21 protein-coding genes are annotated in these 20,597 nt (G+C 44.1%); 19 read left to right on the top strand and 2 right to left on the bottom strand.

The features are described 5' to 3' along the window. Position 1: 1 nt before the first annotated feature. The 3 genes from HUU58_11820 to HUU58_11810 all read left to right on the top strand — a co-directional run bounded on the left by HUU58_11820 (position 2) and on the right by HUU58_11810 (position 2,133). Complete coding sequence (locus HUU58_11820; GenBank protein NUN46357.1) at positions 2-460, top strand: phosphatidylglycerophosphatase A; 459 nt, start codon at positions 2-4, stop codon at positions 458-460. Positions 461-485: 25 nt separating this feature from the next. Further along, positions 486-1,529, top strand: a complete 1,044-nt coding sequence (gene sucD, locus HUU58_11815; protein NUN46356.1) for a succinate--CoA ligase subunit alpha — start codon at positions 486-488, stop codon at positions 1,527-1,529. A 139-nt stretch (positions 1,530-1,668) separates the two neighbouring features. Further along, positions 1,669-2,133, top strand: coding sequence for an OsmC family protein (locus tag HUU58_11810; protein ID NUN46355.1), 465 nt, complete (start codon positions 1,669-1,671; stop codon positions 2,131-2,133). A gap of 28 nt (positions 2,134-2,161) precedes the next feature. Here HUU58_11810 and aroQ read toward each other — a convergent pair whose 3' ends face one another. After that, positions 2,162-2,590, bottom strand: a complete 429-nt coding sequence (gene aroQ, locus HUU58_11805) for a type II 3-dehydroquinate dehydratase (GenBank protein NUN46354.1) — start codon at positions 2,588-2,590, stop codon at positions 2,162-2,164. Positions 2,591-2,692: 102 nt separating this feature from the next. On the opposite strand from aroQ, the gene HUU58_11800 reads away from it, so the two are divergent. The 8 genes from HUU58_11800 (at position 2,693) to HUU58_11765 (ending at position 10,797) form a co-directional block, all read left to right on the top strand. Further along, on the top strand, positions 2,693-3,250 hold the full coding sequence (locus HUU58_11800; protein NUN46353.1) for a GrpB family protein: 558 nt from the start codon (positions 2,693-2,695) through the stop codon (positions 3,248-3,250). After that, positions 3,247-4,005 carry a type III pantothenate kinase gene (locus tag HUU58_11795; GenBank protein NUN46352.1) on the top strand — a complete coding sequence of 253 codons (759 nt, stop codon included), beginning with the start codon at positions 3,247-3,249 and terminating at the stop codon, positions 4,003-4,005. The genes HUU58_11800 and HUU58_11795 overlap by 4 nt, the downstream gene beginning before the upstream one ends. After that, positions 4,002-4,328, top strand: coding sequence for a tRNA-binding protein (locus HUU58_11790; protein NUN46351.1), 327 nt, complete (start codon positions 4,002-4,004; stop codon positions 4,326-4,328). The genes HUU58_11795 and HUU58_11790 overlap by 4 nt, the downstream gene beginning before the upstream one ends. Further along, a complete protein-coding gene (locus tag HUU58_11785) occupies positions 4,325-6,133 on the top strand; it encodes a hypothetical protein (protein ID NUN46350.1) in 1,809 nt (602 codons plus the stop codon). Before HUU58_11790 ends, HUU58_11785 begins: the two co-directional genes overlap by 4 nt. A gap of 98 nt (positions 6,134-6,231) precedes the next feature. Continuing rightward, complete coding sequence (locus tag HUU58_11780; protein NUN46349.1) at positions 6,232-8,031, top strand: peptidase; 1,800 nt, start codon at positions 6,232-6,234, stop codon at positions 8,029-8,031. Between the two features lie 22 nt (positions 8,032-8,053). Further along, positions 8,054-9,892 carry a peptidase gene (locus tag HUU58_11775; GenBank protein NUN46348.1) on the top strand — a complete coding sequence of 613 codons (1,839 nt, stop codon included), beginning with the start codon at positions 8,054-8,056 and terminating at the stop codon, positions 9,890-9,892. A 205-nt stretch (positions 9,893-10,097) separates the two neighbouring features. Continuing rightward, complete coding sequence (locus HUU58_11770; GenBank protein NUN46347.1) at positions 10,098-10,484, top strand: hypothetical protein; 387 nt, start codon at positions 10,098-10,100, stop codon at positions 10,482-10,484. Further along, positions 10,474-10,797 (top strand): hypothetical protein, encoded by a 324-nt coding sequence (locus HUU58_11765; GenBank protein NUN46346.1) that lies wholly within the window; start codon positions 10,474-10,476, stop codon positions 10,795-10,797. The genes HUU58_11770 and HUU58_11765 overlap by 11 nt, the downstream gene beginning before the upstream one ends. Before the next feature lie 180 nt (positions 10,798-10,977). Here HUU58_11765 and HUU58_11760 read toward each other — a convergent pair whose 3' ends face one another. After that, a complete protein-coding gene (locus HUU58_11760; GenBank protein ID NUN46345.1) occupies positions 10,978-12,414 on the bottom strand; it encodes a nitronate monooxygenase in 1,437 nt (478 codons plus the stop codon). Positions 12,415-12,846: 432 nt separating this feature from the next. Here HUU58_11760 and HUU58_11755 point away from each other — a divergent pair, with 432 nt between their 5' ends. The 8 genes from HUU58_11755 to HUU58_11720 are packed head-to-tail and all read left to right on the top strand — an operon-like array spanning position 12,847 to position 20,595. Further along, a complete protein-coding gene (locus HUU58_11755; GenBank protein ID NUN46344.1) occupies positions 12,847-13,785 on the top strand; it encodes a methionyl-tRNA formyltransferase in 939 nt (312 codons plus the stop codon). 7 nt (positions 13,786-13,792) lie between these two features. Further along, complete coding sequence (locus tag HUU58_11750) at positions 13,793-14,911, top strand: glycosyltransferase (protein ID NUN46343.1); 1,119 nt, start codon at positions 13,793-13,795, stop codon at positions 14,909-14,911. After that, positions 14,908-16,464: a hypothetical protein gene (locus HUU58_11745; GenBank protein NUN46342.1), complete on the top strand. Its 1,557-nt coding sequence runs from the start codon at positions 14,908-14,910 to the stop codon at positions 16,462-16,464. Before HUU58_11750 ends, HUU58_11745 begins: the two co-directional genes overlap by 4 nt. Continuing rightward, complete coding sequence (locus HUU58_11740) at positions 16,461-17,180, top strand: glycosyltransferase family 2 protein (GenBank protein NUN46341.1); 720 nt, start codon at positions 16,461-16,463, stop codon at positions 17,178-17,180. The genes HUU58_11745 and HUU58_11740 overlap by 4 nt, the downstream gene beginning before the upstream one ends. A 22-nt stretch (positions 17,181-17,202) precedes the next feature. After that, a complete protein-coding gene (locus HUU58_11735) occupies positions 17,203-17,598 on the top strand; it encodes a DUF2304 domain-containing protein (protein NUN46340.1) in 396 nt (131 codons plus the stop codon). A gap of 9 nt (positions 17,599-17,607) precedes the next feature. Next, entirely contained in the window at positions 17,608-18,219 is a 612-nt protein-coding gene (locus tag HUU58_11730; GenBank protein NUN46339.1) for a methyltransferase domain-containing protein, read from the top strand. Between the two features lie 36 nt (positions 18,220-18,255). Continuing rightward, on the top strand, positions 18,256-19,776 hold the full coding sequence (gene lysS / locus HUU58_11725) for a lysine--tRNA ligase (GenBank protein ID NUN46338.1): 1,521 nt from the start codon (positions 18,256-18,258) through the stop codon (positions 19,774-19,776). A gap of 3 nt (positions 19,777-19,779) precedes the next feature. Further along, positions 19,780-20,595, top strand: coding sequence for an ABC transporter permease (locus HUU58_11720; protein ID NUN46337.1), 816 nt, complete (start codon positions 19,780-19,782; stop codon positions 20,593-20,595). Positions 20,596-20,597: the final 2 nt, after the last annotated feature.

Below are 20,597 nucleotides of genomic sequence, written 5' to 3'. Positions count from 1 at the left end.
GATGCTGAATGCGCATAAGCTCCTGGGTACGGCGTTGGGGGTGGGTTATCTTCCGAAAGCGCCGGGTACTTGGGGAAGTCTTTTGGCACTGGCTATATACTTCATTTTTTTTCCTTCGTCATCTTCCTTATTGATTCACGCTGTTTTTTTTATTATTATCGCCGCAGTTTTCGGGCTTGGCGTGGTCTCCGCGACGCGTCTGGAAAAGGTGTACGGGCACGATCCTTCGTGTGTTGTCATTGATGAAGTCGTTGGACTTTGGATCGCCTTATGGTTTCTTCCGAAAACGTGGATTGTAATGATCGGCGCTTTTGTTCTTTTCCGTTTTTTTGACATTACCAAATGGTTTGGCATTAATCGCCTGCAGGACTTACCGAAGGGATGGGGCGTCATGATGGATGATGTACTTGCCGGTATTTGGGCCAATGTAATTTTGCAAATAGTCGTAAGAATATATTGATCAATACAGCTTTGAGGAGAATGGTATGAGTGTTTTGGTAGATAAAAAGACCCGTCTTGTGGTACAAGGTATTACGGGTAAAGAAGGTACTTTTCATACAAGTCAGATGACAGAGTATGGTCCGTACGTAGTCGCCGGTGTAACACCGGGCAAGGGTGGTCTTGTATATAAAGGAAATGAAAAAGATAAACTGAAGTATGGTGTACCCGTTTTTAACACGGTCAAAGATGCGGTGGAAAAAGCCAAGGCCAATACATCGGTGATCTTTGTTCCTCCGGCTTTTGCTGCCGATGCCATCATCGAAGCAGCCGAAGCAGGTATCAAAGTGATTATTTGTATTACCGAAGGTATCCCTGCCGCGGATATGGTGCGTGCCTACAATTTCATCAAAGATAAAGGTGTGCATCTCGTCGGGCCGAATTGCCCCGGTGTGATTTCGCCCGGTAAATGTAAAGTCGGTATCATGCCGGCATTTATTCACAAACCCGGTCGCGTCGGAGTTATTTCCCGTTCCGGAACACTGACCTATGAAGCGGTGGGACAGCTAACGGCATTGAAAATCGGTCAATCCACCTGTATCGGTATCGGCGGTGATCCTGTGATCGGTACGCGTTTCGTGGATGCATTCAAACTATTTGCCGAAGATAAAGATACGGATGCGATCATTATGATCGGTGAAATCGGCGGTACGGCTGAAGAAGAAGCGGCCGCATGGGTTAAAAAGAATTTTAAAAAACCCGTGGTTGCATTTATCGCGGGCCAGACCGCGCCTCCGGGTCGTCGTATGGGCCATGCCGGTGCGATCATCAGCGGTGGCAAAGGTACAGCGGAAGAAAAAATGAAAGCGCTGAAGTCGGCTGGAATTCACGTCGTCAAAAGCCCTGCCGATCTCGGCGTGACCGTAGCGCAGGTGCTTGGCATTAAAGTAAAAAGTGCGGCTTCGGCAAAACCTGCCGTAAAAGTTGAAGCAAAAAAAACGGACAAGAAAAAGGATAAGAAATCGGATAAGAAGTCTAAAAAATCCGATAAGAAAAAAGACAAAAAGAAAGATAAGAAGAAGAAAAAATAATTATCTTTCATAAAGAATCTATAAAACCCGCCAGATATTTTTGGCGGGTTTTTTTATGATAAAAGTCATTTGATCGATCTCTATATATCTATATAGTTATATATAAATAAAAACTATTCCAATATTATAGAGGTGCATTATGGAAGCAGTAGCCCCCAAACCCAAATATAAAACATTTACCTATCATACCGGTTTGCATCGTATAGCAACGCGTGCAGCGATGCTTTCATCCGAAGATAAGCCGGCTTTTCGTGTTGCCAGCCCGCCGGAGTTTAAAGGTGAAACCGATGTCTGGACGCCGGAAGATTTGTTCGTCGCGGCGGCTGAAATTTGTACCATGACGACGTTTATTTCATTTACGGAAAAAGCCGGATTACACATTGCCGATTATCAAAGCCGGGCCAACGGTATTTTAGAATTTGTCGAAGGCGGTTATCGGTTTACAAAAATCGTAGTGCGTCCCAAAATCGCTGTAGATAACGAAGCGGATTTAGAAAAAGCGCGCACCATTATGCATGATGCACATAAAAAATGCCTGATTGCCAATTCTATGAAAACCGAAGTGATCGTGGAAGCGGAATTTGTAATAACAGAGGCGGCCTGAGATTGTAAAATAATGCGATATCTATCGATTACTTTGTGTGATGCTGTATCAGCGCACGAATGGCCATCTCGTACCCATAGCTACCGAAACCGGTGATCTGACCGATGCATGCCCGGGCTACTACGCTGCGGCTGCGAAATTCTTCGCGTGCATGAATATTGGATAAATGCACCTCCACGACGGGAATTTGAATAGATGTAATAGCATCCTGTAACGCGATAGCATAATGCGAATATGCCCCCGGATTAAAAACCACGCCGTTGTGCGTTTTACGCACAGCGTGTAATAAATCAATTAATTCCCCTTCCATGTTGGATTGTTTGAATTCGAGCGTATGTTCCGGAAAAACGGTTTTGAGATTATCCTCTATATCTGCCAAAGTCTGAGTCCCGTAGATGTGCGGTTCGCGCTCGCCAAGCAGATTAAGATTGGGGCCATTGAGTATTAAAAATTTCATCAGAAATCATTCCTGTTATTGTTTGAAAAAATAATACGCATTGGTTATGTTTATTGCAATACGGGATATTCACTTTCCTATAACCTTATCTGTATTATATCATTGAAAATTCATGTTATCGCGTATGATGCGCAGTGGGCTGTCCTATTTGAATCCGAATCCCGGCGGTTAACGAAACTTTGGCCTGATAAGACCTTGAGTATCGAACATATCGGAAGTACCGCTGTACCGGGTTTAGCGGCTAAACCTGTCGTGGATATTTTGATCGGAACTGACGATATGATCGAACTCCAAGCGATGGTGTCTAAATTGACGGATGCGGATTATCGGTATATACCGGAGTACGAAAAATATATTCCAGAAAGACGTTTTTTTATTAGACCAAAAAATAATGTCGAAGAGAAATCCATAAATTGGAATCCGGATTACGGAGCGCGCGATCATTTATTTCATATTCATGCGGCTGCCAGAACGTCGCCGTTTTGGGGACGTCATATTACGTTTCGTGATGTTTTGCGCCGTGATAAGGCTTTGCGGGATGCGTATGCGGATTTAAAATATAAATTATCTGAAAACGTACCTGAAGATAAAAATACGTACGCACAAGGCAAATTTGAATTTATTCAAGCGGTCGGAAAAAAATTGGGAGTGCAAGTATGAGCACAAGACTGGGAATTGACGTCGGGAATACGCATATCAAAATCGGCGTGCTGGACGGCGAGCGTGTTGTGGACGTATGGCGGTTTCGTACGGATTCGGAACGCTCCGTTGATGAATATTATTTTCAACTTCAGAATGTTTGCCGTGAGGCCAAATTGGATACGATACCGGAGCTGCTAATCGCCAGTGTCGTGCCGTCGGTCACCATAGCGTTTCAGTTATTGGAAGAAACCCGTGGAGTGAAATCATCTTTTATTGATGTTAAGTCACCTTTGAGTTATGGATTTCATCCGGCAATCAATCATCAGGTTGGTGCGGATATTTTGATATTAGCCGAAGCGGCGGTTCGTCTGAAAGGAAAAGATGTCATCATTGTTTCCGCAGGCACGGCGACGACGGTTTTTGCCGTGAGCGATGGTGTTTTTCAAGGCGGTGCTATTTCGCCGGGTATCAAAGGTTCGGTCGAATCATTGATTGCAAAAGCGGCATTACTTAAAACAGTTTATTTGGATGTACCGAATTCGCCGATCGGTCAAAATACTGATGATGCGGTGCGCAGCGGTGTGATCTTTGGTTATGCGGGTATGATAGACGGGCTCGTAACGCGTATGCGTGAGCAATTAGGAAAACCGGATATGCCTGTTTTGGCCAGCGGCGGCATGATCGCCAAATTTGCCAAAGTTTCGCGCACTATTCATGAAATCAAACCCGATTTGGGTATTCAGGGATTAGCCTATCTGAGCGGAAAACTATGATCAGCTACGACGATTTTGACAAGGTGGAAATTCGCACCGGTACGATCATCGAAGTAAATGATTTTCACAAAGCACGGAAGCCCGCTTATCAACTCACAATTGATTTTGGAGTGGCAGGCATCAAACGCTCGAGTGCACAGATCACGGATATGTATGACAAACAAGCCCTCATCGGAAAACAAATCCTCGCTGTTGTCAATTTCCCACCCAAACAAATTGCCAATTTCTTTTCGGAATGTCTTGTGCTCGGCGTGGTAACACCGGAAGGGGTTGTATTGCTTCAAACCGAGCGACCTGTTGCAAACGGTTTGAGGATTTCATGACGCGGCGGGTATTTTTCTTATGGGTTATATTTGCGCACATAGCTGTTTCGGCATTTGCGCAATTACCTGAGTTGACTTACCGCATGGATCTGACGTCATTGGACGACGATTCGTTTTTTGTTCAGCTTGATATAAAAAAATATCCCCATTCATCCGCACTTTTTCAGTTCCCGATGACGGCGCCCGGTACGTATGCGATATTGGATGCAGGCCGTTTTGTAGGAAGTTTCTCCGCGTTGGACACATCAGGGCGCGAACTTACCGTCACACGTACGTCGGTAAATCAATTTCGTATAGACGAAGCACGGCGCCTTGCACGCATTGTGTACAAGGTTAATGACAGCTTCGGTGAACGAATCGGTGAAAACCCCATACATCCGATGGGTGGCACGAATATAGAGCCGGACAATATCGTCATCAACGGGTTCATGACATTCGGGTACTTTTCTGAATTTCAAAATATTCCATATCGTTTACGCGTTACGATGCCTGCTGATTGGAAATTGGGTACGGCGTTAGTTTCTAAAGACGGTTACCTCATAGCACCGACTTACGATGATTTGGTAGATGCGCCGCTTATGGCCGGTCGCCTTACGACGGCTCATTGGACAATGGATAAAACCAAGATATCGGTTTATTGTTATTCTGAAAAAAATCGTGTTAACGCGACCTGGTTACGCTCGCAACTCAAAGATATACTGAATGCATCAAAAAAATTTATTGGCACATTACCGGTAGATCGTTATGTTTTTTTATTCCATTTTCGTGAAGATACCGGGCCGATATACGGCGCGCTGGAGCATAATTATTCGTCGTTTTATGTCATCCCGGAAATGAAACTCGAAGGCCTTCGGCCCATCGTACAAAGCATAGCGGCACATGAGTTTTTTCATATCATCACGCCGCTCAATTTGCACAGTGAAAAAATCGTCCCGTATCGCTTTGATCGTCCGACACCCTCGCGTCATCTCTGGCTTTATGAAGGCGTTACCGAGTGGGCCAGTGATATCATGCAGGTACGCACCGGAGTCATCCCCGACAGCGTATATATGCAGCGCTTACGCGAAAAACTACTGCGCAACGATCGATACAAGCCGGATATCAGTCTCGAAACGATGAGCCTCGGCGCGTATGATGTGTATGAAGATCAATATGCTAATATCTACGAACGCGGTGCGCTTACAGCAGCACTATTGGATATGAAATTATTGGAACTTTCCGATGGTAAACGTGGACTTCGCGATGTGATCATGGCACTTGTAAAAAAATATGGTGCGGGGAAATCTTTTACCGACAGTTCCTTATACGATATCATTGTTGATCACACCTATTCGGAGGTGCGTGAATTCATGGATCGCTACATTCGCGGATCGGAGCGGCTGCCTATAGCGGAATATCTTATCAAGGCAGGTTATCAATACGAATCCAAGTATGAAACAACGCGGATGCGTAATCACCTTGGGCTTTTTGAAGTGATGCAAAAAGACACGATGGTAATCGTTACCTCCGTTGATCCCAACGATTCGGTTTGTACCGGATTGGGTTTGCAAGTTGGCGACATCATCGAAAAAATGGTACTTAATAACATTGATCTGCCTTTGACCGATGTTTCGCTTATTGAATTTTTCTCATTTATAGACGAAGGCGCATCGTTTGCCTGGGTTGTTCGCCGCGGTTCACAAACGTTGACGTTAAATGCTTTGGCCGGTCGTGCCCCTGTTATCGAAAAACATCGTATTCGCCCCGTATCCGATCCCACTCCGGAACAGCTTCGTTTCCGTCGCATTTGGCTCCATATCCCCTGAATCCGGTATTTTTAAAAAAACCAAGAAACATTTCGTAACCATTAACGTATTTCAAACACTTGAAACGATATCATCATTTTTTATAGAGGAGACGTTCGATGCGTTGGATGAAACTATGGGTAATGGCTGTTACCTTTTCCGGGTCGCTTATCGCAGGGGATATCAAACTAAATTACCGTGTAGACATTTCCGAACCTATGCAAGATCGGTTTTATGTGACACTGGCTGTAAAAGGATGGTCAAATGATTCGGCGGTATTTCAATTCGCTTCGACAGCGCCCGGTACATATCAGGTGATGGATGTCGGTCGCTTTGTCAATGGTTTTACGGCCAGCGACAGCAAAGGGAAATCGCTTCCCGTCGTACAACGCGGCATTAATCAATATGTAATCAATGACGCTAAAAATTTGGCTATTATATCGTATCGCGTAGAAGATGTTAATGACACCAATTTAACCGTTCACCCCATTTATCCGATGGCCGGATCCAATATTGAAAAAGACAATGCGCTTATTAACGGCCAGATGGTTTTTGGATACTTTCACGGGTATCAGGCTAATCCGATACAAGTGCAAATTGATTGCCCGAAAGATTGGAAAATTGCAACTGCGCTTACTCCAAAAAACGGCATATATTCGGCTGATTCGTTTGATCACATCGTAGATTCGCCGTTTTTATTAGGGCGATTGACCGAAGTGAAAACCAAGGTTGGCGGTGCTGAAGTAGGTATCTACTGTTATTCGCAAAATAATATCGTTACGGCTGATTCGTTGCTTGAAGCATTGCGAGCGATGCTGGTCGCTGCGGAAAAATTTTTAGGTGAATTGCCTGTAAAGCGGTATGCGTTTTTATATCATTTTCGTCAAGACGTGCCGGCGGTTTATGGTGCATGGGAACATAGCTATTCCTCAGAATACGTCATGCCTGAAAAACCGATGAGTGTTTATGGTGAAACGGTGAAAGATTTTTCCGCGCATGAATTTTTTCATATTGTAACACCGCTCAATATTCACAGTGAAATTATCCAGCAATTCAATTTTGTAAAACCGACGCCTTCCGATCATCTTTGGTTGTACGAGGCAACGACGGAATGGGCTTCCCATCTCATGCAAGTGCGCGGCGGCATGATTACTTCGGATGAATTTACAGAGCGTATTACGAATAAATTAGTTACCAGTGATTATTTTCGTTCGGATCTTAGTTTAGTCGATCTCGCGCACGGATCGTTTGGTGAATTGGCGCCACAGTATGGTAATATTTACGTCCGCGGTGCATTGACGATGATGCTTTTTGATATGCGACTGCTCGAACTCACCAAGGGTAAAATGGGTTTAAATGATTTGGTTAAAAAACTGGCCAAGCAGTACGGACCGAAAAAAGCATTTCCGGAAAAAGAAATTTTTGACATTGTCGTCAAAATGACGCACCCCGACATGAAAGATTTTATTGATCGTTATATCAAAGGATACGAACCATTGCCCGTAGAAAGAATGCTGAATTTGGCGGGTTATGCCTATCATGCAAAGTTTGAAACGAATGAAGAAAAAACGGACATGGGCAAGTTTGATTTTGATTATGGTACGGATAAGATAACATTTAAAGACGTGGATGCATCCAATGCCGTGACGGCCAAACTGGGCTTGCAAAACGGCGATGCTTTCCTTGGCTTCATCAAAGACAGTACGGAATTTCGATTAGGCAAACCGGGTGTCCAAAAAGCTATGAATAGCGTTAAGCCCGGCGAAGAATTTGGCTTGATCGTACAACGTGGCAGTGAAGAGATCAAGCTTACAGCCAAGGCCGGTGTCAAAAAAAATATCAAGCCCCATGTCATACTTCCCGTCGAGAAACCGACGTCGGACCAATTGGCTTTTCGTAAACGTTGGCTAAGTAATTAATCTACAGAATCAGGAGACGAAGGTGAAAATATTAAGCACCATTGCATCGATTATAATAACCGCAGGTTCCGTACTTGCCGGAGATAAACTAGATTTGCGATACGATGTTGATTTGACCAAAATAGAAAAAGATTCTTTTTTTGTTACGTTGCACGTTAAAGGAATTCAAAACGACACGACGGTGTTTCAGTTTGCCTCGACGGCACCTGGCACGTACCAAGTAATGGATATCGGTCGTTTTGTCGGTGGTTTTACGGCGTATGATGAAAAAGGGCGTGTGTTGCCGGTTATACATCGCAGCGTTAATCAGTATGTCATCGCGGGTGCCAAAAAACTACATACGATCCGATATCAAGTCGAGGATTCGTATGATACAATAATCAAAGAAGATCAAGTGGGTCCGATGAGCGGATCTTCGATCGAAACGGATAATGTTTTACTCAACGGTCAGATGGTTTTCGGATATTTTCAGGGCTTTCAGTCAAATCCGATGCAGATCAAATACAATTATCCCCAAGGATGGCTGGTCGGTACAGCGCTTGAAGAAAAAAACGGAACCTATAAAGCTAAAACTTTCGATGAAGTGGTTGACTCTCCGTTTTTGTTTGGTAAGCTGACTAAAGCCGGTATGAAAATCGGCGGAGCTCAGGTGGATGTATTTTGTCATGCCAAAAATGGAACGATGGCGGCTGACAGTCTGCTTTCGCACCTTAAAGATATTTTGATATCAGCAGAGCAATTTCTAGGAGGACTGCCGGTCAAACGTTATGCCTTCTTATATAAGTTTACCTCAGATCCTTTGCCGGCTTGGGGTGCATGGGAACACAGTTATTCCTCGTTTTACATTCTACCGGAGAGCACTTCTTTTCCTTCAGGCGGAGGTATGGGTTCCGGACTTGTGGATATCATCAGAAGTACGGCGGCGCATGAATTTTTTCACATTGTCACGCCGCTTAACATTCATAGTGAAATCATCGAACGATTTAATTTTGAACAACCCACGCCATCACGCCATTTGTGGTTCTATGAAGGGGTTACGGAATGGGCAGCACAGATTATGCAGGTGCGCAGCGGATTAGTTCAACCAAATGAGTTCTGTGAGAGAGTTTCTCAAAAAATGAGTGTCAACGACAATTATGATCCGCGCGTCAGCTTGGTGGATCTATCCTTAGGTTCGTATGGGCACTTAAACGCGCAGTATCAAAATATCTATGCCAAAGGTGCTTTGACGGCCATGTTACTCGATATGCGATTGTTAGAGCTTTCGAAAGGAAAAACAGGGTTGCGCGATGTCGTATTGAAGCTTTCCAAAAAATACGGACCGGATAAAGCTTTTCCGGATTCAGAATTTTTTGATATCATCGTCAAGATGACGTACCCTGAAATCGATGATTTTATTAAACGATATATCCAGGGTAACGAGCCTCTACCGGTGAGAGAATACATTGCAAAAGCAGGATATGATTACGTTAAATCAAAGCCGACCGGTAGATTTCGTTCCGTGCGAGGTACCTTCTCGTTGTCGTTAGACCACGATAAAGTTGTGGTTAGCGGTGTTGACACGACGAACGAAGTCAATCGCCAAACGGGAATTCGCGAAGGGGATGTGATATTGGGGATGTGGTATCAGGATAAGCTTTATGATTTGCGCGATCCTGCGATGCAGCAAATTCGCCAAACCATGCAACCCGGCGAATCCTTTGCGTGGAAAATCGAGCGCGATGCCAAAGAAATGATATTGCAAGGTACAGCCGGTAAAATTGAAATCATGGAAAATCATGTAATAACTCCGGTCAGAGAACCCTCAGCGGAACAACAACAGTTTCATTCGTGGTGGTTGAAATCTTTTAAAGGAAAATAGCGCTTCGACAGATATGTAAGGATTTAATGATTTGTCCTTTCGATTTTTTTTAAACGAGCTACCCCGTCAAACTTGGCGGGGTAGTGTTTATTATAAAATAAAAGATATGAGTTTAAATCTTTTAAAAAGTTCGACTGCATTTCTGTATGTAACTTTCTTTTTAGTGTCGATCGATGTCAAGGCTCATCGAGAAAATCTTTTGCTCTTGAAAGCTAAAGATCATGCGATGCAGTATTACTTATCACTACCCAAAGAGTGGAGTAATACAAAAACATGGCCAGTGTTGGTAGTCTGCGAAGCCGTAGAAAAACAGTTCCAAGAAAATGCACTTCGTTTCATAAAAGCGCGCGGCGAACGACCTTACATCATCGTGGCACCGTTTATCGTAACGAATGGGAATCAGGGTCTGCGTAATCCTGATATATTTCCTTATACATCGGACACCTGGGATCAAATTGATCGCGAAGGAACTTGTGCTTTTGATTTGCAAGGACTTGATGCCGTATTACAGGATGTTACACAATGGTACAACGGCGAAGCGCGCATACATATTACTGGCTTTGAGGCGGCGCTCATTTGGCGTGGGCGATGACATTATTGCATCCGGAAAATTAAATGCCGCGGTCACTGTGACCGGTAATTTAAGAAATCGTTGTCTCGGAGAAACGGTACTTCCGATTGCAGGGGAAAATCGTAATTTACCTCTGATCAACCTCGTCGGCAGTTTGGATTCTTCCTGGTCATCCGGCGGGCGGTTCTACGGTCAGTGGCTTGAAGGTAAAGCCATAGCGCAACGTCAGAGTTCTGCCAATATTGCTGAACATGTAATACCGGGTAAAGGCCATTTGCCGATGCCTGAAGAGGTATTTTTTCAGATCGACTCATTTCAACGAAAGTCAAAGTGACTTATGGCTTTGCACAAATTTGCATTCCCATTAGCGTAGTAAAAAACACAAACCATTCTTAAACCAAAATATCGTTACGATTTTACATAAAAAAACGAGGTTACCAAACCTCGTTTTTTTGCACCGTAATAGAGTCAATCACTATAGAGTCAATCACTATTTTCAAATTTCCCCATTCGATTATCGATTATTTTGTTTCATAAGGTAATTGATAACTTCTTTGGCCGAATAATTTAATTTATCTTTTGAGATGAAGATATTCACACTTTCTAAATCATCGCCGGATGTCACCAGAGGCGGTTCGACATAGCCGTTTTTTCGGATTTGGGGAAATCCGGCAGCGGCCACCAGATTATTGCAAAGACAGGTACGACCTATAGTATCTTCTGCGTGGCCTCCTTTGCGTACATATTCTTCCACTGGCTCGGCGGGACAGCGATAGACGATAGTTCCGTCATCGTTTTTGGATACCGTTCGCAAAAGACTTAAATCGCATATTCGTTCACGGGCAGAATACACCTCAGTATCCGATGCCGTGCCTTTGATTTGCGTGACTTTGAAAGGGAACCCGGTAGGGGAAATAACGGGGTTGGTTATTATTTTTACGTTTTTATCCAAGATTTTTTGTAAGGTTTGTTTTTTGAGTAGGGCATCCATTCCGGATTCATCGCATAAAGAAAATAAAGTACCGACTTGAATTCCTGCGGCTCCGTTATTAACGGCTTCTTTCAGTTTTTCCGGATGTCCGAAACCTCCGGCTAACCAAAAAGGCAGGCCTAATTCTTTTAACTTCGCGATATCAACTTTATCTTTTTCTCCGTATATCGGCTCTCCCCGTTCATTTAGTCGCATGGATCCGCGTGGCGGCGCATTATGACCTCCGGCTGTCGGCGTTTCGACGATAAAACCATCGATCTTGCCTTCACTTCGTTTGATCAAAGCTTGCGCAAGTACGGTGGATGAAACAATCGGAATAAATTTTGGGCGCTTGAGTGTGCTTGTCAATTTTGCGATGTCTGGAAAAATTTTTTGCGGATCAAAATGAAAGCGAACTTCGTCATTTGGGGATGAATTTTGAATGTCTAAGCGGTAACTGACGGGTTCGTGATTTCTAAGTTTGTCCAATATTCCTGCAATTTGAGTAGGGATTCCCGCTCCCATCAATACATAGTCAACGCCTGCCAACATAGCTCCATAGAGCGAAGCGAGGTTAGGCATTTGTACTTTTTCAAGAAGATTGATGCCGACAATGCCAGTATGTTCACGTTTTGCAAGAAAAACTTCTACATAATTGGCCAGCGTAGTTAGCTGTTCCAAAAAAACGGATGGATTCAACGAGTAAACCGGCTGTGATTTATAAGGATCTTCAGTAGATTTTCCACCAGGAATGAAATAGCGTTCGAGAACGGATTGTACGGATTCCTTAGAGGGAAAATGGGATAGCGCTTCGCGTATCATACCCGACACATCACCCTGCATAAGCCGCGAAGTGAAAATACGGCTGATCCCTGTGCCGGACACAACACCTAACTGACCGGTTATAGAAACAGCCCTGGCTAATCGCCAGTCGGAAATGGCAACACCCATTCCACCTTGGATAATTAAAGGTAAACTCATTGATAACTCCGTTATTGATAAGACGATTACATATTATATGAAATGATAATGGTAGCTCATGTTGTCAGACATTCCTATGATCACTGTCAGTACACAAATAATCAGAAACTGCAAACAGTCGCTACACAATCAATATAGGTTATAGATACAAACAAAGGCGAAATCGCTGTAGAAGCCCACAGAGAAGGCTTTTGTCGTCAATTGTGACAATGTTCAAATTGCTTTACGGTAGTATCGTCATCAGATTCGCCTGATAAAAATCACATTATCAGAGTATAATCTGAAGTTTCAAATTTTGATTTGTTCGCACATAATGACTTGATTGGTTGGATTACTGCTTGTCATACGCAATTCTATTCTAACAAAGATAATCTGCATACTCTGTAAAATCTGCTTCATTTTTCCCGTAAAACATGCTACCTTTGCCGCGCTATGAAAAAACTGCGCATTGTATTTATGGGAACGGCGGCATTTGCCGTTCCTTCGCTCCGCCGACTAGCCCAAAGTCATCACGAAGTCGTAGCTGTTGTTACGACGCCGGATCTTCCTCGCGGTCGCGGTCAGCAAGTGAGTTTTACGCCCATCAAAGAATTGGCCGTCGAACTGGGTCTGCCTGTACTACAACCTGACAATCTCAAAGATGAGCAGTTCATTGCGTCTTTACGTTTTTATAATGCGGATGTGTTTTTGGTCGTAGCGTATCGAATATTACCACCCGAAGTTTTTGAATTGCCTTCCTTGGGATGCATCAATTTGCATGCTTCTTTACTGCCCAAATACCGTGGAGCAGCGCCGATCAATTGGGCGATCATACGTGGTGAATCCGAAACCGGAGTCACTACTTTTTTTATTCAGAAAAAAGTGGATACCGGTACGATTATTCTTCAACGAAAAACCATCATCGGTGAAAATGAAACGGTGGGCGAATTGCATGATCGTTTATCAGAAATAGGCGCGGACGTGTTTTTAGAAACCGCTGACCTTATCGCGGAGAATAAGGTGGTGACGCGCGTGCAGGATGATCAATTGGCGACAACGGCACCTAAACTATTCAAAGAAACATGCCGTATTGACTGGACCAGATCGTCTCGGGAAATAAAAAACATGGTGCGGGGACTATCTCCCTATCCGTGCGCATGGACGACCATTGATGGTGAAGCGTACAAAATATTTCGTATTGAAACGGTCAAAAAAGCCGAGCAGTCGGCTCCCGGTACGATCATAGTCTCTAATAAACAAGACGGAATATGGATTCAAACCGGTGATGGAGTGGTCGCGATTTTGGAATTGCAACCCCCGTCCAAAAAACGAATGAATGTAACTGATTTTTTAAACGGACGACAGCTACCGACAGGCATTTGTGCAGAATGATGATGCTATGAAAGTTGTTTGGTTTTCAGAAATAAAATGGACGTATCTCAAAACGCGTAAGCAGCAGATCATTGAAAATTTTCCGCCGGATTGGGAAGTGCTGTTTATCGAAAGTTTTGTGTTAGGTAAAAATAATCAATTTCACCCTATTCGTGAGGGGCGGGTCACTTATGCCACCGTTCCTTTTTTTAAAGCTACACCTTACCCTCTGATTAACAAGTTGCAAGTGCTTTGGCCGTTTCGTACGGTTATCGAATGGATAGCTTCATTGTGGGTGTTATGGTTATGTCGAAAAACAGGATTTGATGCGCCGGAAAGGGTCATTGCAACATCCAATATTTACTATGCCGATATCATTCGACGCATGAAAAAAAAAGCTGTGATTTACGATTGCAATGATTATCCGTTGGGGTTTACACTATTACTCCCAACCGCAAAGGAGTTTTTTAAAAAAACCATTCGACTTTCGAATGTGACTACCACAGTTTCCAAAAAATTAGTAGAGGACATCCTACCTCATAATCCATCGCGTGTGTCGGTTATCGGAAACGGTGTAGATTTTAAATTATTTGATTCGAAGCCTACTATTAAGCCAGTGGAAATGCCCACAGACCGACCTGTAGTATTTTTTAGCGGAGCTGTAGCAGAATGGTTCAATGTTGAATTATTAACACGACTGATCGAATCACTCCCTGAGGCGGCATTTGTCGTATTAGGCCCGATCAAACATGCGGTTACCGGTGAGCAGCTACGGATACTGGCTCAAGTTTACGGGCTGATATTGATCTCAGAAAAAAAACATGCTGAACTACCTTCGTATATGCACAGTGCAAGCGTGTGTATCTTACCATTCCGCAATAACCGTCGTATTTGGGGGGCAAACCCAAATACCCTCTATGAGTTTCTAGCCTGCGGTAAACCAACTGTAACGTTTGGCTTCTCTGAAGAAGTTCGTAATTTAGCTCCACATGTTTATATTGCGGATTCCGACGAAGACTTTGTTCAATATGTTGGCAAAGCTCTACGTAGTAAGGCAGATACAGAAAAGCTTAAATCTTTAGCTGCGAAAAACAGTTGGTCAATCAAAGCAGCGCAAATGACAGACGAAATTAGACGCGTCGTATGAAAGAAACATATATTCATCTTTTTATTTTCTTTCTTTCGGTGAATTTACTCTTCACGGGCGGGAGGATTGCATCCAGCGATGAGACGGCATATTTTCTCGAAGCGCAAAGTGTAGTCGAGAGGGGAACGTTGGCTATACCGACCGGTATCGTCAATAACGGTGCATTCGGCGTGGATGGCCGATTTTATGTCGGAGGTGGTGTCGGTTATACGTTACTGGGTGCACCGATGTATGCCCTCGGCTTATTGGTAACCAAAATACTTTCAATTCCTGAAGCGTATTCGCTTTTTGTTCTCAAGGGCATTTTCACTCTGATCAATCCGATCTTATGTGCTCTGCTCGGCCTTTTGATGATACATTACCTACGTTTCATGGGAGTATCCTGGGGTTTTGCTTTCTTATGGGCATCGGCGTTGTTGTTTACAACTAATGTGTTTGTGTATTCTAAATCTTCGATGCGCGAACCCCTGATAACAGTATGCGTACTGATGGCCATAATGGAAATTTTTACATTTGGTCGAACTTCATTGCGAAAGCATCTGCATTTGGCCGGAATTGCTGCAGGTTGGCTTGTATTGATCAAACCTTCATTTTTGATTTTTGTACCGGTTTTTGGTTCATATCTGGTATGGGTTTTATATGATAACCGTCTTCGTGTTAAGGATTGGTTGCGAGCGGCAAATGTGGTTATACCGGTAAGTATCTTCAGTGCCTGGGTGAGTGTTTTTATCGGAATGGCCGTATGCTACAATTGGTTAATTTTCGGTGGGCCTTTTACATCGGGTTATTCCAAAATACAAAACCCTTTTTCAAATCCTTTTTTAGTCGGGGTATACGGATTACTTTTTAGTTCCGGAAAAAGTTTATTTCTCTACGCACCGCTTACCATACTTATATTCCCGGCGGCACGTTGTTTTTTACAAAGAGAGTTCAAGTTATTTACAGTAATAGCGATAGTGTGCTGCACATTCATAGCGCTCCATGCTAAATTTGTAGCGTGGGCCGGCGACGGGAGTTGGGGGCCGCGATATCTTCTTCCGATAGTTCCTTTGCTTTTTATAGTCATAGGAACTTACGTGTATGAAACTATCAAAAAAAACCGAACTTTGCATTTTATGATACAAATGCTCGCGGTAATCGGTTTGCTGATCCAATTTGGCGGAATGACCATCTATCTGGGAAGTTATTACCGATATTTGGGCGAATATCCGTATACGCGGGAATTTTCTGATCCGGAGTTTTTATATAAATCACATTTTGTTCCCAATTATTCCCCAGTGGTCGGTCACTGGGAACTTATGGGCGAGGCTATCAGTAAACACTGGAACGGGGATATTGGTGTGTTGTCCATTCGCGCCACGGATGAGCGCATCCCGCTCTCGGAAGAGGACCGTTCCAAAGTAACGTATCTCATTGACTATTGGTTCATGTATCTCTATTATGCCGGAGTTTCGAAAACCCTGATTCTTTTGTCTGTGATAGTAATGGTTGGATTTGTCATAGTAACGGGTTGGAATGTTCGGCGACAATTACAAAAAGTGGAAATCCAGTGAATCGTCTTTTGGTGATTATTCCGGCGTACAATGAAGCTTCGAATATAGCAGATGTCGTGCTTCGAGTTCAAAAAGCTACGGATACGTTGTCGAATATTCGTGCGACAGTGCTCGTAGTTAATGACGGATCTACGGACAACACTTCCGATTGTGCTTGTACAACCGGCGCGGTTGTTTTGGATTTGCCATATAATCTAGGTATTGGCGGTGCAGTACAATGCGGTTTTCGATATGCACGCGACAAAAAATTTGATATGGCTATACAGATTGACGGGGACGGTCAGCATGATCCGTCCTTTATTCATAAATTGATAAGCCCTTTGCAAGAAGGTACCGCTGATATGGTGATCGGCTCGCGTTTCTTAAACCGAGAAGGATTTCAGTCCACATGGCTTCGTCGTATCGGGATTCGTATTTTTGAATGGGTTAATTCGGCAATCATCGGCCAACGTATCACGGATAATACATCCGGCTTTCGCGCATATAATAAACAGGCTATCGCGTTGCTTGCCGAGGAATATCCATCCGATTATCCGGAACCGGAAGCTGTCATCGTATTGGGTTTACGCGGGTTTAAAATTTGCGAAACGCCGGTCGTCATGCGTGAACGGCAAGGTGGTACTTCCTCAATAGGTTCGATGTCTTCGGTTTATTATATGGCCAAAGTATTACTGGCTATAGGTGTCAACGTTTTTAAAAAACAAAACCAACGTTAGGTGAGAATCGCGAGGTATAGATATGCCTGAATTAAATACCGGAGTTGAAATTTTTAGAATTCAGATTATCGCCGTGGTGGGTAGTCTTTTTATCATTGGTTTTATAATCGAGCTGATACGTAGAAAAAAGCTACAAGAAAGGTACGCGCTTCTGTGGTTAGTGGCCGGGATAGTTATGATCGTATTATCAATATGGCGCAATGGGTTGGATAAATTGGCTCACCTTTTGGGTGTTGGATACGCTCCGGCGTTATTGTTTTTAGTGGCGCTTGGTTTCGGATTACTTATGATGATTCATTTTTCGGTAGTTATTTCTTCGCTAACCGAACGCAATAAAATACTCGCGCAAGAGGTCGCTTTGTTGAAAGCTGAGTTAAACAAAATTAATGACGAGTTTAAAAAAAGGAGCGTAAATTAATCTGATCTGATGTCGAAGAATTTACAGACTGGTACGGTCAATAACCCTGATTTTTGGGATCATATTTATCAAAACGAGCGCCCGCGTTGGGATATCGGGCATGCAACGCCGGTATTTGCGGAATGGCTTGCGCATCGCAATCAACTTGGCACGGGATCCATTGCGGTACTGGGTTGTGGTACAGGGCATGATGCGGCGCTTTTTTCGCAGCATGGTTTTGACGTGACAGCGGTTGATTTTGCCGAATCGCCGTTGCAATCGCTTCAGAAAAATTATCCCGGCATTCGTACATTGCAAAAAGATATTTTTAAGCTGCATGAATCGCACAACGAAGCGTTTGATTTTGTTTTGGAATATACATGTTTCTGTGCGATTGACCCGATACGACGGGACGAATACGTGCAGATTGTTCATACGATCCTCAAACCGGGCGGGTACCTGATCGGTTTGTTTTTTCCGTTGGACGAAAGACCGGACGGGCCGCCGTTTACCGTGCGGTATGACGATGTGGATCGGCATTTTTCATCGAAGTTTACATCATTGCTGGATGAAATACCGACGCATTCGGTTCCCAAGCGAAGGGAAAAAGAACGATTTGTAATTTATCAAAAAAAGCATTAACCATATCAGAAGTATAGCAATCATACAGAGGGCATTGTGGAAGAAGAATTATTACGCGTACGACGGGAAAAATTAGACAAACTTCGTGAAGTCGGAATCAATCCGTATCCTTACAAATATGAACGGGATGCGATGTCGCAGGAGTTGACAGAAAATTTTGAAGCACTCGGTGTCAAAGATGACACGCAATTAGACAATCCGGATGTGCGTCGGATACGCGTATGCGGTCGTATCATGTCGTTGCGCAGCAAAGGCAAAACGGCGTTTGCACATATTATGGACCCGCAGGGAAAAATTCAGATCTATGTGCGTAAAGATGCCATCGGTGAAGCCGCGTATGAAGCGTTTAGTAAGCTGTATGACATCGGCGATCATATCGGAGTCAAAGGCGTACTTTTTAAGACGCACTCCGGCGAAATCACTATTAAAGCGGAAGAAGTCGTATTGCTTTCCAAGAGCATGCGTCCGCTTCCGGCCGGAAAAGAAAAGATCAACGACGACGGTACGGTACAGCGTTTTTCCGCGATGGACGATGTGGAGTTGAGATATCGTCAACGTTATGCCGATCTGATCCTGAGACCCGAAGTGCGGGATACTTTTGAAAAAAGATCGCGCGTGATTTCAGGTATTCGCGAATTTTTGGATAAGCACGGTTACCTGGAAGTTGAAACGCCGATTTTACAGCCGTTGTATGGCGGTGCATCCGCCAGGCCTTTTGTGACGCACCACAATGCGCTCGACATCAAGCTGTATATGCGTATCGCGTTGGAGCTGTACCTCAAGCGGCTCATCGTCGGAGGTATTGATCGCGTGTACGAAATTTCCAAGATTTTTCGTAATGAAGGTATGGATCGCACGCATAATCCCGAATTTACGATGCTGGAGTTTTATGCTGCGTATCAGGATTTTAATGATCTCATGACTTTTACCGAAGACATGCTTGGTTTTGTCTGCCATCGGGTACATGGTAAAGATAGCATCGAATCCATGGGGCATACGGTATCTTTCAAACCGCCGTACGAGCGGCTCTCTATGTTTGATGCGATCAAAAAATATACACAGATCGATGTGTCGGCTATGGATGAAGCCGCGTTGCGCGAGGTTTGCAAAACGCTGCATATTCCGACCGAAAAATCCATGGATCGCGGAAAATTGATTGACGAAATTTTTAGCGCGAAAGTGCAGGAGCATTTGATCCAACCGGTGTTTATCACCGAACAGCCGATTGAGATTTCTCCGCTGGCCAAAAAACATCGTTCCAAAAATGGCGTGGTTGAGCGGTTTGAATTGTTTATTCTCGGCAGCGAAGTGGCCAATGCTTTCAGCGAGCTCAATGACCCGTTGGATCAGCGTGAGCGCTTCGAAGCGCAGATGGGTTTGCGTGCGCGGGGCGACGAAGAAGCACAGGTTTTGGATGAAGATTTTCTGCGGGCTTTAGAATACGGCATGCCGCCGACAGCGGGTGAGGGTATCGGTATAGATCGCCTTGTCATGATCATGACGGGTCAGGATTCCATACGCGATGTGTTATTTTTTCCGACGATGCGACCGGAATAAACTATGTTTGGATATATTCGAAATATTATTCTCACGATCGGCAGTTATACACTGCTCGACAAGCTTGGAAAAAAGACAATTTCTTTTTTCACGGGTTTGGGCGAATCGGCCATTCTCGTTTTTCAGGCTGCACGCAATTTGCGGTATGTTTTCAAAGATCGCCATTTGATCGTCGAGCAGATGAATCTGGTCGGCGTTAATTCACTGCCGCTGGTATGTGTTACGGCGATTTTTGCAGGTATGACATCTGCCGTCCAAGCCGGTTATCAACTTCAGGGTGTAGCTTCACCCAATCTGTTGCTGGGTTCAGCAACGTCACGTGCGATCACGACGGAGCTTGGACCGGTGCTTACGGGTTTGGTTTTGTCGGGACGATTTGCGGCATCCATCGCTGCAGAAATCGGTACGATGAAGGTGACGGAACAAATAGATGCGCTGGAGATGCTTGCGATCAATCCGATTCGTTATCTGGCATTGCCGCGTATACTGGCGGGACTTCTGATGATGCCGGTTCTGATTATCTTTACGGACATTGTTGCGATTTGCGGTTCGATGTTTATCGGATTTACGACGATGGATGTTTCGCCGCAGGCGTTTTTGTCAAGCGTGCAAAAATTTATGACCATGACCGATTTGTTTTCCGGTCTTATCAAAGCCGTATTTTTTGGTGCCTCCACAGCGATCGTCGGATGTTTTGTCGGTTTTGCGACAGAGGGTGGTGCCGAGGGCGTAGGTATGGCCACGATCAAAGCGTTTGTATTATCCAGCGCGGCGATTCTCGTCAATGATTATTTGGTCGCCTCCGTGTTGCTCTTATAATA

Source organism: bacterium, assembly GCA_013360215.1.
Taxonomy (GTDB): domain Bacteria; phylum CLD3; class CLD3; order SB21; family SB21; genus JABWCP01.
This window is presented reverse-complemented; position numbering and strand designations above follow the sequence as displayed.